12 protein-coding genes and 1 pseudogene are annotated in these 12755 nt (G+C 69.7%); 1 reads left to right on the forward strand and 12 read right to left on the reverse strand.

Annotated elements, in window-relative coordinates; translation table 11 throughout:
• Positions 1 to 34: 34 nt before the first annotated feature.
• The 8 genes and pseudogenes from FSY66_RS13095 to FSY66_RS04760 all read right to left on the reverse strand — a co-directional run.
• Positions 35 to 568, reverse strand: a pseudogene (locus FSY66_RS13095) (urea transporter); the annotation flags it as partial.
• Positions 569 to 635: 67 nt separating this feature from the next.
• Positions 636 to 1520, reverse strand: a complete 885-nt coding sequence (locus FSY66_RS04730; RefSeq protein ID WP_144791771.1) for an urease accessory protein UreD — start codon at positions 1518 to 1520, stop codon at positions 636 to 638.
• Positions 1513 to 2124, reverse strand: coding sequence for an urease accessory protein UreG (gene ureG, locus FSY66_RS04735; protein ID WP_144791773.1), 612 nt, complete (start codon positions 2122 to 2124; stop codon positions 1513 to 1515). The genes FSY66_RS04730 and ureG overlap by 8 nt, the downstream gene beginning before the upstream one ends.
• A gap of 69 nt (positions 2125 to 2193) precedes the next feature.
• A complete protein-coding gene (locus tag FSY66_RS04740; protein ID WP_144791775.1) occupies positions 2194 to 2919 on the reverse strand; it encodes an urease accessory protein UreF in 726 nt (241 codons plus the stop codon).
• Positions 2920 to 3411, reverse strand: a complete 492-nt coding sequence (gene ureE / locus FSY66_RS04745) for an urease accessory protein UreE (protein ID WP_144791777.1) — start codon at positions 3409 to 3411, stop codon at positions 2920 to 2922.
• Positions 3412 to 3484: 73 nt separating this feature from the next.
• On the reverse strand, positions 3485 to 5200 hold the full coding sequence (ureC, locus tag FSY66_RS04750; protein ID WP_144791779.1) for an urease subunit alpha: 1716 nt from the start codon (positions 5198 to 5200) through the stop codon (positions 3485 to 3487).
• Positions 5201 to 5222: 22 nt separating this feature from the next.
• The gene (locus tag FSY66_RS04755; protein ID WP_144791781.1) at positions 5223 to 5660 is read right to left on the reverse strand and encodes an urease subunit beta; all 438 of its coding nucleotides are present in this window, start codon (positions 5658 to 5660) and stop codon (positions 5223 to 5225) included.
• Between the two features lie 40 nt (positions 5661 to 5700).
• Positions 5701 to 6003: an urease subunit gamma gene (locus tag FSY66_RS04760; protein WP_144791783.1), complete on the reverse strand. Its 303-nt coding sequence runs from the start codon at positions 6001 to 6003 to the stop codon at positions 5701 to 5703.
• 218 nt (positions 6004 to 6221) lie between these two features.
• Here FSY66_RS04760 and valS point away from each other — a divergent pair, with 218 nt between their 5' ends.
• The gene (gene valS / locus FSY66_RS04765; RefSeq protein ID WP_144791785.1) at positions 6222 to 8876 is read left to right on the forward strand and encodes a valine--tRNA ligase; all 2655 of its coding nucleotides are present in this window, start codon (positions 6222 to 6224) and stop codon (positions 8874 to 8876) included.
• 111 nt (positions 8877 to 8987) lie between these two features.
• Here the strand turns inward: valS and FSY66_RS04770 are convergent, their stop codons facing one another.
• From FSY66_RS04770 to FSY66_RS04785, 4 genes are all read right to left on the reverse strand, one after another.
• Entirely contained in the window at positions 8988 to 9590 is a 603-nt protein-coding gene (locus FSY66_RS04770; protein ID WP_144791787.1) for a mycothiol-dependent nitroreductase Rv2466c family protein, read from the reverse strand.
• Positions 9591 to 9766: 176 nt separating this feature from the next.
• Positions 9767 to 11053 (reverse strand): ATP-dependent Clp protease ATP-binding subunit ClpX, encoded by a 1287-nt coding sequence (gene clpX / locus FSY66_RS04775; protein ID WP_144791789.1) that lies wholly within the window; start codon positions 11051 to 11053, stop codon positions 9767 to 9769.
• A 245-nt stretch (positions 11054 to 11298) separates the two neighbouring features.
• Positions 11299 to 11985 (reverse strand): ATP-dependent Clp protease proteolytic subunit, encoded by a 687-nt coding sequence (locus FSY66_RS04780; protein ID WP_144791791.1) that lies wholly within the window; start codon positions 11983 to 11985, stop codon positions 11299 to 11301.
• A gap of 50 nt (positions 11986 to 12035) precedes the next feature.
• Positions 12036 to 12665 (reverse strand): ClpP family protease, encoded by a 630-nt coding sequence (locus FSY66_RS04785; protein ID WP_260853460.1) that lies wholly within the window; start codon positions 12663 to 12665, stop codon positions 12036 to 12038.
• Between the last annotated feature and the right edge of the window lie 90 nt (positions 12666 to 12755).

The following is a 12755-nucleotide window of genomic DNA, read 5'->3' on the forward strand; positions in this document are numbered from 1 at the left end:
CCGCGAAGAGCCCGGCCAGTATCACCAGACCTGGCAGCAGCCCGTCGGCGAGGACCACCTCGGCGAAGGCGTTGACGATGCCCAGCACCGTTCCCGAGACGGGCTCCGGGGACGAGGTGAGCGGCGCGGCGCCGATCAGCGGCTGCAGCGCCCCGTACAGCAGACCGGCGACCAGGCAGAACGGGGCGGTGACCACGGGCAGCCCGAACCGGTGCAGCGGACGCGACGCGAACAGCCGCTCCAGGAGCAGATGGGCCGGCACGCAGGCCAGAGCGCCCGCTGCCGTCGTCCCGATCGCCAGGGCCGTCGCATCGACGCCGTGGGTCACCAGGGGAGCCGCTGCGCCGACCAGTGCGCCGTTGTAGCCCATCAGGCCGTCCCGCACCGGCTCGCGGAGTCCCGCGGCCCAGGCCGCCAGCGATTGGACGGCGCAGCCGAGCGCCATGAGCGCGGCGGCGCCGGGATGCCCCAGAGCGACTGCGACCAGCACGAGCAGTCCCGCGGGGCTGCTGCGCAGGAAGAAGATCTGGGAGATCCCGCGCAGCAGCGTGCGGAGGACGTCGGTCATGAAGGTCCTTTCGGGGAGCGGTGGCGGAGCTGCTTCCGAGATGCGTCCGGCAGGCGCGCGGCCTCTGTCATGGGCGTCGCAGGTTCAGCGGCGCCTGGCCCCGCCACCGCGCGCGCAGCAGATCGACCACACCGCGGTGCAGCTGCGCGATGGGCTCCGTCGCATCGGCCAGCGAGCGGATGGCGACGCACTGCACGCCGTCGGGGTGGGGGACCCCGCCCCGGCTGATCCCGGAGGAGGTCTCGGAGGACTCGACCAGCGCGGCCAGCTGATCGCAGAGCTCCTGATCCAGCCGCCGGTCCGCGATCAGCAGCTGCCCCGTATGGCTGTGGCCCTCCATCATGCCGATGTCGGCGATCGACGAGCCGTCCCCCGGCACCATGCGCAGCTGGTCCACGACCAGGCGCCGCCGGTGCTCCTCGTCCTCGACCCGGATCTCCGTGCGCAGCCTCAGCTCGTCGAAGCGGAACGGCTCCCCTTCCGGCGACCACCCCGGGGTGATGATCTCCGCCATGACCAGTGAGGCGGTGGGGTGCATCCGCACCACGGTGCGCTGGCGATAGGAGCCCTGCCGGTAGACGATCAGCTGGTCCGGCAGGTGCTCGAGCACCGAGCCCGGAGCCAGACGGACCTCCATGTCCTGGCGGGCCGGCCCCTGCGGGGTCCGGTAGACCTTGGTGGCCGACTGCGTGGTGGACAGCAGGGACGCACCTGCCCCGATCTCGAAGTCCAGCACGTACCGGTCATCGCCGAAGTAGGCCCCTCCCGGGTTGATCACCGGGTAGCAGACCTGGCCCGAGTGATCGAGACGGAGCGGCTTGAGGATCCGCAGCGCGCCGTCGTGGAACTGCCGGGCCGCATACGAGCGGCCATCGCGCTGCTCGATCCGCAGGCGGAGCTGACCGGTGGGTGCGCGTCCCTCCGTCTGCTGCCCGCGCTCGTCCTCAGCCAAGATCGAGCATGAGGACGTCGGATCGGATCCAGTCCATGACGGTCTCGAGGCCCTCGTCGGTCTTCAGGTTGGTGAAGGCGAAGGGCTTGTCCTTGCGGAAGACCCTGGAGTCGGACTCCATGACCGACAGATCGGCGCCCACGTGGGGTGCCAGGTCGGTCTTGTTGACGACGAAGAGGTCCGACTTGATCATGCCCTGGCCGGCCTTCCTCGGGATCTTCTCGCCCTGCGCCACGTCGATGACGTAGATGGAGAAGTCCACCAGCTCGGGGCTGAACGTCGCGGAGAGGTTGTCGCCGCCGGACTCCATGAAGATGAGCCGGACATCCGGCAGGCGCTTCTTGAGCTCGTCGATCGCGGCCTCGTTCATCGACGTGTCCTCGCGGATGGCGGTATGAGGGCAGCCGCCCGTCTCGAGGCCGATGATCCGCTCCTCCGGGAGCACGGACTCCCTGGCCAGGATCTTGGCGTCCTCGATGGTGTAGATGTCGTTGGTGATCGCGGCCATCGAGATCTCCTGGCTCATGGCGCGCGTCAGCCGCTCGATCAGCTGGGTCTTGCCGGCGCCCACGGGGCCGCCGATGCCGACGATGACGGGTTCCATCTCTCATTCCTCCTGCGAAGTCGTTCGTCCTGTCCGCCCGGGCCTGCCGCGGCCGGCCCGGGCGGGGCCTCAGCTCATGAAGAGCCGGGCCCGCTGCCTCTCGTGATGCATCTGAGCGATCTCGAGCCCCGGCGCGATCGCCCCCAGATCCTCGACATCCAGGCCCCGGGAGGCCTCGACCGCATCGTGCGTCCATTCCTGAGCGGCCCGGATGATGCGCTGCCCTGCGCTCTGCCCCAGGGGGATGCCGCGCACCGCGTTCTGCGTGAGCGACATGGCCGTCGCGTGGACATGTGCTGAGACCGCGCCGTCCTCGGCGATGCCGAGCTCGCGGGCCAGCACGGCCCAGACGATCGCCTGATGGCCGTGCATGGCCCCGGCCTCGACCTGCTCCGCGCAGCGGTGCACCCACGGCCCGGGATAGGACTCGACGCCGATGGCCAGCAGCCTCCGACCCATCGTGATGCCGCCGTCCCGCACCTGCTGCGGCAGCGCCTGGACGGTCGCGAGCTCGTCGAGGTCGACGACGTCCGCGAAGGCTTCGGCGGCGTAGACGAGCCGGATCGCCAGGGCATCCGTGAACGTGAGCTGCTGCGCCACGAACATGCGCAGCCACCGGGCGAAGCCGCCCTCGTCCTGGATCAGCCCCCGATGCATGTAGGTCTCGAAGCCCAGCGACTGGCTGAACGCGCCGGTCGGCAGAGCCGAGTCCGTGAGCTGCATGAGGCTCAGCAGCGGGTCCGGAGGCAGCGGCGTCGGGCCGGGCGCCGCAGCGTCGTTCGATTCCCGAGGCATCTAGTGCGTGTGCTCCGCGTGCCGGAACGGCACGGGCATGACCCGCTCCTGGCGCTCGAAGGGGATGCCGTGGTGGGTCAGGAAGTCCTCGACCGTGTGGTCGTAGCGGACCACCATGACCTCCGCTCCATAGGGGCTGTCCGCGTCGAAGAACTGTGCGGGCAGGTGCCGATTGCCCAGACTGTGCGCTGCGAAGGCCATCTCCACGATGGAGCGGGCTGCGATCACGAGCACGTCGGTGGGCAGCACGGACACCACCACGGCATCTCCGGTGGCCTCGTCCCCCTCCACGGAGAGGATGTCGCCGTCGCGCAGATCGGCGGACCCGCGCGGCAGGCGCAGCCCGATCTCCCGGTCGTGATCGGTGCGCACTCGCTGGATGCGCTTGGACAGGTCCTCATCCGCCAGGACCACGCGCTCGACATGCCGCCGGCCCACCAGGGCCCGCCCGTCCTCGTCGTTGACGCTGCCGAGCAGCTCGGTGACGATCAATGCTCAGCTCCTCTCCTCGTCTGGCCTTCGCGCCGCACGTCGGCGCAGGCGGCGCACATGCTGGCAGCGGTCCTCAGAACAGGAAGTACCGCTGCGCCATGGGCAGCTCCGTGCGCGGCTGGCAGCTCACCGGCTCCCCGTCGACGCTGACCTGGTAGGTCTCCGGATCCACGATGAGCTCCGGCGTCTCGCCGTTGAACTTCAGATCCGCCTTCTGCATCCCCCGGATTCCGGAGCAGGGCCGCACGATCTTGCGCAGGCCCAGGTCCCTCGGCACGCCGCGATCGATGGCCGCCTGCGGCAGGAAGGTGATCGAGCTCCCGGCCACCGCGTCGCCGTAGGCGCCGAAGGCCTTGCGGTACCAGCGCGGCTGCGGCGTCGGGATGGAGGCGTTGGGATCGCCGACGATCCCGTGCACGATGCGACCGCCCTTGATGATCATCTCGGGCTTGACGCCGAAGAACTGCGGCTCCCACAGCACGAGGTCGGCGAGCTTGCCGACCTCGACCGACCCCACGGACTCGGCGATCCCCTGCGCCAGCGCGGGGTTGATCGTGTACTTGGAGATGTAGCGCTTGATCCGGAAGTTGTCGCCGCGGCTGCCCTCGTCCTCGGCGAGCCTTCCGCGCTGGCGCTTCATGGAATCGGCCACCTGCCAGGTGCGCAGCACGACCTCGCCCACCCGCCCCATGGCCTGGGAGTCGGAGGAGGTCATCGAGAAGATGCCCATGTCGTGCAGGACGTCCTCCGCGGCGATGGTCTCCTTGCGGATGCGGGAGTCCGCGAAGGCCACGTCCTCGGGAAGATCGGCGCGCAGGTGGTGGCACACCATGAGCATGTCCATGTGCTCCTCCACCGTGTTGCGGGTGTAGGGCAGGGTGGGGTTGGTCGAAGCAGGCAGGATGTTGGGCTGCGAGGCGAGCTCGATGATGTCCGGAGCGTGGCCGCCGCCGGCGCCCTCGGTGTGGAACGTGTGGATCACGCGACCGGCGATGGCCGCCTTGGTGTCCTCCACGAATCCGGCCTCGTTGAGGGTGTCGGTGTGGATCGCGACCTGGATGTCGTAGGCGTCGGCGACCTCCAGCGCGGTGTTGATGGACGACGGCGTCGCGCCCCAGTCCTCGTGGACCTTCAGCCCGATCGCACCCGCCCGGATCTGCTCGGCCATGGGCTGGATCGCGGACCCGTGGCCCTTTCCGAGCAGGCCGAAGTTCATCGGGAACTCCTCGAAGGCGCGCAGCATGCTGTGGATGTTCCACTCGCCGGGCGTGATGGTCGTGGCCTTGGTCGACTCCCCCGGCCCGGTGCCGCCGCCGATCATGGTGGTGATCCCGGAGACGAGAGCCGTCTCGATCTGATCGGGGCTCACGAAATGCACGTGGGTGTCGATGCCGCCTGCGGTGAGGATCCTCCCCTCGCCGGCGATGATGTCCGTGGCGACGCCGATGATGATGTCGACCCCGTCCATGGTGTCCGGGTTGCCGGCCTTGCCGATCCGGAAGATCCGCCCGTCGCGCAGGGCCACGTCGGCCTTGTAGATGCCGGTCCAGTCGATGATGACCACATTGGTGATCACCGTGTCCGGGATCCCGACGTCGCGGACCAGCGTGCCGTTCTGCCCCATGCCGTCGCGGACGACCTTGCCGCCGCCGAAGACCGCCTCCTCGCCGGGGGTCGTGAGGTCCTTCTCGATCTCGGCGAACAACTCGGTGTCCGCCAGGCGGATCGCGTCCCCGGTGGTGGGGCCGTACAGGTCCGCGTACTGCTCGCGGCTCAGCTCGAAGCTCATGGTCTCTGCGCTCCCCTCGCGCTCAGCGCGTCTCGTTGGAGTAGTCGTCGGGATGGCGCTGCCTCAGCGGTCTCGGGGCATCGCCGGCCGCGCTGCGCCGGTGGCCGGGATCCTCGTCGAGCGAGCCCTGGTCCATGCTCGAGGCCGCCCGCTGGTCGAGGGGGCCGTCCACGAGGTCTCGGAAGCCGTGGACCACGCGGTCCCCTCCGAGGGGGATCAGGCGCACGGTCGTGGCATCGCCGGGCTCCAGCCGCACTGCGGTGCCGGCGGGGATGTCCAGGCGCCGGCCGACCGCCGCCTCGCGGTCGAACCTCAGGGCGCGGTTCGCCTCGGCGAAGTGGAAGTGGGATCCCACCTGAACCGGCCGATCCCCTCGGTTGAGGACCTCCAGGACGATGGCTTCGCGGCCGGGGTTGCATTCGATCGGCTCGTCGGCGAGGACGTACTCCCCTGGCTGCATGCTGGTCTCCTTCGAGGGCGACGACGGGTCGGGCGACCGGTCAGCGGATCGGGTCATGGACGGTCACCAGCTTCGTGCCGTCCGGGAAGGTGGCCTCGACCTGGACGTCCGGGATCATCCCCGGGACCCCGTCCATGACGTCGTCGGCGCTGAGGATCGTGCTGCCCCAGTTCATGAGGTCGGTGACCGTTCTCCCGTCGCGGGCCCCCTCGAGCAGCTCGTAGGTGAGGACGGCGATGGCCTCGGGGTAGTTCAGCTTGAGGCCGCGAGCCTGCCGACGTCTGGCCAGATCGGCGGCGACGACGACCAGGAGCTTCTCCTGGTCCTTGGGCTGCAGATGCATGTGGTCCCCTCACGTGGCGCGCTGTCCCGCCCTCTCCGGATGAGAACCAGATGAGAGACGGGCGGATCGACGCCTTCGCAGCATTCCGTGAAAGCGCACCTTCTGGTATACACCTCATCTGCCGAGCGACCGGGCCGCGAGGTCCCCCGCCTGATGTGTGAGATCGGCGACACCCGCTCGGATCCAGGGCACGGGGCTCGCATGGGAGACTGGTCCCCATGGCTGACAACACGCAGGGCACAGACACGCCCACCACGATCACGGTCCCCGACAAGCCCGCCCTGGAGGGCCTCGAGGAGAAGTACTCGCAGCGCTGGCGCGAGCAGGGCACGTACGCCTTCCAGGAGGGCACCCCGCGCGAGCAGGTGTACTCGATCGACACCCCGCCGCCCACGGCCTCCGGCTCGCTGCACGTGGGCCACATGTTCTCGTACACGCAGACCGACGTCATCGCGCGCTATCAGCGGATGACCGGCAAGAACGTGTTCTACCCGCTGGGCTGGGACGACAACGGCCTGCCCACCGAGCGCCGCGTGCAGAACTACTACGGCGTGCGCTGCGATCCCTCCTACCCCTATGTCGAGGGCTACCGCCCGCCCGAGAAGCCCGCCAAGAACCAGCGCGACTGGGATGTGGTCTCCCGGCAGAACTTCATCGAGCTGTGCGAGGAGCTCGCGGTCGAGGACGAGAAGGTCTTCGAGCACCTCTTCGCCTCGCTCGGGCTGTCGGTCGACTGGAACCGCACCTACCGCACGATCGACGACCACTCCCGCCGGGTGTCCCAGCTGGCGTTCCTCCGCGACTTCCGGGCCGGGCACGCCTACATGGCCGAGGCCCCCACCATGTGGGACGTCACGTTCCGCACGGCCGTCGCGCAGGCGGAGATCGAGGACAAGGAGCGCGAAGGCGCCTTCCACCGCGTGGCGTTCCACCGCCCGGACGGGCAGAAGGTCTTCATCGAGACCACCCGCCCCGAGCTGCTGCCGGCCTGCGTCGCCCTGGTCGCCCACCCGGACGACGAGCGCTACCAGGACCTCATCGGCACGACCGTGCGCTCCCCGCTGTTCGACGTCGAGGTCGAGGTCCGGGCTCATCACCTCGCCAAGCCGGACAAGGGCTCCGGCATCGCCATGATCTGCACGTTCGGCGACCTCACCGACGTCACCTGGTGGCGCGAGCTCGAGCTGCCCACCCGTGCGCTGATCGGGCGCGACGGCCGCTTCCTGGCGGAGCAGCCGTCGTGGATCGCCGACGGCGCCCCCGCCGAGCGCTACGGGAGCGTCGCGGGCAAGACTGTGTTCTCCGCCCAGCAGGCCGTCGTGGAGCTGCTGAGGGAGTCCGGCGACCTGGAGGGCGAGCCCCGGAGGATCACGCACCCCGTGAACTTCTACGAGAAGGGCGACAAGCCGCTCGAGGTCGTCAGCTCCCGCCAGTGGTACATCCGCAACGGCGGCCGCGATCCGCAGCGCCGCGAGCGGCTGATCGAGCGCGGCCGGGAGATCGAGTGGCACCCGTCGTTCATGCGCTCGCGGTACGAGAACTGGATCGAGGGCCTCAACGGGGACTGGCTGGTCTCCCGTCAGCGCTTCTTCGGCGTGGCCATCCCCGTCTGGTACCCCCTGGACGACCAGGACGAGCCGGACTACGACTCCCCCGTGCTGCCCGACGAGGACTCGCTGCCGGTCGACCCGGCAGCGCAGACGCCTCCGGGATACACCGAGGACCAGCGCGACGTCCCCGGCGGCTTCACCGCCGATCCCGATGTGCTGGACACCTGGGCGACCTCGTCGCTCACCCCGCAGATCGCCACGGGCTGGGAGACGGATCCGCAGCTGCACGCCGCGACGTTCCCCATGGATCTGCGCCCCCAGGGCCACGACATCATCCGCACCTGGCTCTTCTCGACCGCGGTGCGCGCCGAGTCCCTGGCCGGGTCCGTGCCGTGGCGCCACGCCGCGCTGTCGGGCTGGATCCTGGATCCGGACCGCAAGAAGATGTCCAAGTCCAAGGGCAACGTGGTGGTCCCCAACGAGGTGCTCGAGAAGTACGGCGCCGACGCCGTGCGCTACTGGGCGGCCTCGGCACGGCTGGGGGCGGACACCGCCTACGACGAGGGCCAGATGAAGATCGGCCGCCGACTGGCGATCAAGCTGCTCAACGCCTCGAAGTTCGTGCTCAACCAGGGCGTCACCGAGGCCTCGGTGCTGGGCTCCGGCGCCTCGGGCGGCGGCGCCGACCCGTCGGTGATCGTCAACGGGCTGGACCGCGCGCTGCTGGCGCGCCTGCGCGAGGTGACCGAGCAGGCCACCGAGTGGCTGGCCGGCTACGAGTACGCCCGATCGCTGCAGCTCATCGAGTCGTTCTTCTGGACCTTCACCGACGACTACGTCGAGCTGGTCAAGGACCGCGCCTACGGCGCTCAGGGCCCCGAGCAGCAGGCTTCGGTCCATGCCGCGCTGGCGACCGCCCTGGATGCGCTGCTGCGCCTGTTCGCGCCGTTCATCCCGTTCGCGACCGAGGAGGTCTGGTCGTGGTGGCGCGCCGGGTCCGTGCACCGCACGTCGTGGCCGAGCGCCGAGTCCCTCGGGCAGGCCGACGACGCCGACCCCGAGGTCCTCGCGACCGTCGGCGCAGCGCTGTCCGGGCTGCGCAAGTCGAAGTCGGAGGCCAAGGTCAAGCAGCGCACCGAGGTGCTCTCGGCGACCATCACGGCCCCGGCCGAGCAGGTCGCCCGGCTGCAGGCCGGCCTGGATGATCTGAAGGCCGCGGGCAACGCCCGCGAGCTCTCGGTCGTCGAGGGCGATGCAGGGGATGCGCCGCTGCTGGTCGGGGACGTCCAGCTGGCCTCCCCGGAGGAGTCCCAGCAGGGCTGATCCCCCGCTGGCCAGGCGCATGACGAGGCCCCCGCACCGATCGGCGCGGGGGCCTCGTCATCGGCCCGCCGGGTCCGCGAGCGGCAGCTCTCGCCTCGGCGGCGCAGGTGCTCAGCTGAAGTCCGGGCCCTTCTCGCGGCCGCGCTTGAGCTCGTAGAAGCCCGGGTAGTCGGCCAGCGTCAGTGCGGCGTCCCAGATCTCGGCCGCCTGCTCGCCCTTGGGCGCAGGCGTGAAGACCGGACCGAAGAAGCCGGTCCCGTTCACGGCGATGCACGGGGTGCCGATGTCCTTGCCGGCCACCTTCTGGGCCGCCTCGGTGGACTCGCGCAGCGCGGCGTCGTAGTCGGTCGAGTCCTTGGCCTCGACCAGCTCCGCCGGCAGGCCGACCTCCTCGAGGGACTCCGTGATGATGTCCGTCAGGCGGTCGTCGCCGTAGCCGCCGGGGTGGCGGCGCGAGCCCATGGCGTCGTAGAGCTTCTTGCGGTACTCGTCGCCGTGCTTCTGCGCGGCGGCCTGGACCACGCGCACGAGCCACATGGACTCCTCGTGCCCGTGGTGCTGGTTGTCCGGGTTGTCCTCGTTGAGGATGCCCAGGGAGATGATGCGCCAGTCGACCTCGACATCGCGGCGCTGCTCGACCTCGCCCATCCAGCGAGAGGTCATCCAGGCCCAGGGGCACAGGGGATCGAACCAGAAGTCGACCTTGTCGGACATGATCACTCCTTCTCGGCGGCGAGGCATCGCCGCTTGTGCGGGGGCGGCCGCCCCGGGACCGGACGCGGCCATCGGGTCCAACCTATGACGCGCGCGCCGCGAGGATCGGAGCGTCCGCTGACAGCGTGACGGTGCGTGTCGACTCCGCGAACGCACCGGGGCGGAGAGGATGCCGCTCAGGCGGACTTGGACTCCTCGTCCTGCCGGGTGATGATCTGCGGCTCGGCGCCGTCGGTGACGCACTGCGCTCCGACGACCACCTGAGCGGCATCCTCGAGGGTCGGCAGGTCGAACATCACGGGGAGCAGGACCTCCTCCATGATGGCCCGCAGTCCGCGGGCGCCGGTCCCCCGCTCGTCGGCCTTCCGCGCGATCGCGGTGAGGGCGTCGTCGGTGAGGACGAGCTCCACCCCGTCGAGCTCGAACATCTTGCGGTACTGCTTGACCAGCGCGTTCTTGGGCTCGCGCAGGATGCGCACGAGGTCCTCGGTCGTGAGCTCGTCGAGCGTGGCGATGATCGGCAGGCGGCCGATGAACTCCGGGATCAGCCCGAACTTCAGCAGGTCCTCCGGCATGACGTTGCCGGTCAGCATCGACGGCTGCGGGTTCATGATCCGCTCCACCGGGGCCCCGAAGCCGATCGAGGTCCTGCCGGCGCGGTTCTCCACGATCTCGTCGAGCCCGGCGAACGCGCCGGCCACGATGAACAGGACGTTCGTCGTGTCGATCTGGATGAACTCCTGCTGGGGGTGCTTGCGCCCGCCCTGCGGAGGGACGGAGGCCACGGTGCCCTCGAGGATCTTGAGCAGCGCCTGCTGCACGCCCTCGCCCGAGACGTCGCGGGTGATCGACGGGTTCTCCGACTTGCGGGAGATCTTGTCGATCTCGTCGATGTAGATGATCCCGGTCTCCGCGCGCTTGATGTCGAAGTCCGCGGCCTGGATGAGCTTGAGCAGGATGTTCTCGACGTCCTCGCCCACGTAGCCGGCCTCGGTCAGCGAGGTCGCATCTGCCACGGCGAACGGGACGTCGAGCTTCCGGGCCAGGGACTGCGCCAGATAGGTCTTGCCGGAGCCGGTGGGGCCCACGAGCAGGATGTTGGACTTGGCGATCTCGACGGGCTCCTCGCCCTCGTCGGTGGCCAGCTGCAGCGGCCGGCCCTCCTGGGCGGCGCGCACCCGCTTGTAGTGGTTGTAGACGGCCACGGACAGCGCGCGCTTGGCGGGGCCCTGCCCGATCACGAACTGCTCGAGGTGAGCGTGGATCTCCCGCGGCGTCGGCAGCGCGGAGGTCTCCTCGCCGACCGTCTCCGTCAGCTCCTCCTCGATGATCTCGTTGCACAGCTCGATGCACTCGTCGCAGATGTAGACGCCGGGGCCCGCGATGAGCTTGCGGACCTGCTTCTGGCTCTTGCCGCAGAAGGAGCACTTGAGCAGATCAGCGCTCTCGCCGATGCGGGCCATGATGCTCTCCTTCTGCAGGCGGCTGCCGCGCCCGGGATGCGGGCGTGCGGGGACGAGCGCCGGTCGGCGCTGACGGGACCACGATACGCGAGGGGTCACGGGGGCCCAACACGATGACCGTCCATGGGGTGTCGGCGATCGGGGTCGAGGGACGGGCCGCGGGGACGGCGAAGGGGCGATGCGCTCGCGGCGCATCGCCCCTTCGTGCGGATGGCTGTCTCAGCGGGCTGCGGGAGCCCGACCGGTCACGGGGTGACGGTCTTGGGCTTGACGGCCTTGCGGGAGTCGAGGACGTGGTCGACGATCCCGTACTCCTTGGCCTCGGCGGCGGTCAGGATCTTGTCGCGCTCGATGTCGCGGTTGACCTGCTCGGAGGTCTTGCCCGTGTGCAGCGCCATGGTGTCCTCGAGCCACGAGCGCATGCGCATGATCTCGTTGGCCTGGATCTCGATGTCCGAGGCCTGTCCGCCGCCCTGGCCCTGCATGGCCGGCTGGTGGATCAGCACGCGCGCATTCGGCAGCGCCAGGCGCTTGCCCGGGGTGCCGGCGGCGAGCAGGACCGAGGCGGCCGAGGCGGCCTGGCCCAGGCACACGGTCTGGATCTCCGGGCGGATGAACTGCATCGTGTCGTAGATGGCCGTCATGGCGGTGAACGAGCCGCCCGGGGAGTTGATGTACATGGTGATGTCGCGGTCCGAGTCCTGGGCCTCGAGCACCAGCAGCTGCGCCATGACGTCGTCCGCGGAGGCGTCGTCGACCTGGACGCCCAGGAAGACGATGCGGTCCTCGAACAGCTTGGTGTACGGGTTCTGACGGCGGTAGCCGTAAGGGGTCCGCTCCTCGAAGTCCGGCAGGACGTAGCGGGAGGAGGGCAGGTGGGACGCGGTGGAGCCGGCGCCGTAGGCGGCGGCCTGTGCGTGGGGGCTGTGCATGGAAGTCATCCTCGGTTCCTTCGGAGAGTCTGCTGCGATCCGGTGCGGGCTCAGGACTCGGAGTCCTTCATGGTGCCGCCGCCTCCCGAGACGCCCGAGGCGTTCGAGGCGATGTGGTCGAAGAAGCCGTACTCGAGCGCGCGCTCCGCGGTGAACCAGTTGTCGCGGTCGTTGTCCTCGAGGATCTTCTCGACCGACTGCCCGGTCTGCTCGGCGGTCAGCTCCGCCAGGCGCTGCTTCATGTCCATGATCAGCTCGGCCTGGGTGCGCACGTCCGAGGCGGTGCCGCCCATGCCGCCCGAGGGCTGGTGCATGAGGATGCGCGTGTTCGGGGTCGCGTAGCGCTTGCCGGGCGTTCCCGACGAGAGCAGGAACTGCCCCATGGACGCGGCCAGGCCGGTGGCCACGGTCACGACGTCGTTCGGGATCAGCTGCATCGTGTCGTAGATGGACATCCCGGCGGTGACCGAGCCGCCCGGGGAGTTGATGTAGAGGTAGATGTCCGCCTCCGGGTCCTCCGCGGAGAGCAGGAGCATCTGGGAGCAGATCAGGTTCGCATTGCGGTCCTCGACCTGCGCGCCGAGCCAGATGATGCGCTCGCGGAGCAGGCGGTTGTAGACGTAGTCGTCCTGGCCCATGGGCCCGGGCGTGGTCTCCATTCGCGGCTGCGACGAAGTCATGGGTGCGTCCTCTTCTCGGGGGTCGTTCTGCATCGCCTCCGACACTAATCCGGCGGCGGGCCGCCGCGGGGAGCTCGGCGGCGGTGTTCG

It is taken from the genome of Kocuria palustris, from assembly GCF_007666205.1.
GTDB classification, from domain to species: domain Bacteria; phylum Actinomycetota; class Actinomycetes; order Actinomycetales; family Micrococcaceae; genus Kocuria; species Kocuria palustris_A.

What these genes read in the sequence shown, in the direction of transcription:
- FSY66_RS04760 (WP_144791783.1), bottom strand. Translation starts at nt 6,003, where the DNA reads ATGCATCTGCAGCCCAAGGACCAGGAGAAGCTCCTGGTCGTCGTCGCC.
- ureG (WP_144791773.1), bottom strand. Translation starts at nt 2,124, where the DNA reads ATGGAACCCGTCATCGTCGGCATCGGCGGCCCCGTGGGCGCCGGCAAG.
- clpX (WP_144791789.1), bottom strand. Translation starts at nt 11,053, where the DNA reads ATGGCCCGCATCGGCGAGAGCGCTGATCTGCTCAAGTGCTCCTTCTGC.
- FSY66_RS04770 (WP_144791787.1), bottom strand. Translation starts at nt 9,590, where the DNA reads ATGTCCGACAAGGTCGACTTCTGGTTCGATCCCCTGTGCCCCTGGGCC.
- FSY66_RS04780 (WP_144791791.1), bottom strand. Translation starts at nt 11,985, where the DNA reads ATGCACAGCCCCCACGCACAGGCCGCCGCCTACGGCGCCGGCTCCACC.
- FSY66_RS04755 (WP_144791781.1), bottom strand. Translation starts at nt 5,660, where the DNA reads ATGCAGCCAGGGGAGTACGTCCTCGCCGACGAGCCGATCGAATGCAAC.
- ureC (WP_144791779.1), bottom strand. Translation starts at nt 5,200, where the DNA reads ATGAGCTTCGAGCTGAGCCGCGAGCAGTACGCGGACCTGTACGGCCCC.
- FSY66_RS04740 (WP_144791775.1), bottom strand. Translation starts at nt 2,919, where the DNA reads ATGCCTCGGGAATCGAACGACGCTGCGGCGCCCGGCCCGACGCCGCTG.
- FSY66_RS04785 (WP_260853460.1), bottom strand. Translation starts at nt 12,665, where the DNA reads ATGACTTCGTCGCAGCCGCGAATGGAGACCACGCCCGGGCCCATGGGC.
- valS (WP_144791785.1), top strand. Translation starts at nt 6,222, where the DNA reads ATGGCTGACAACACGCAGGGCACAGACACGCCCACCACGATCACGGTC.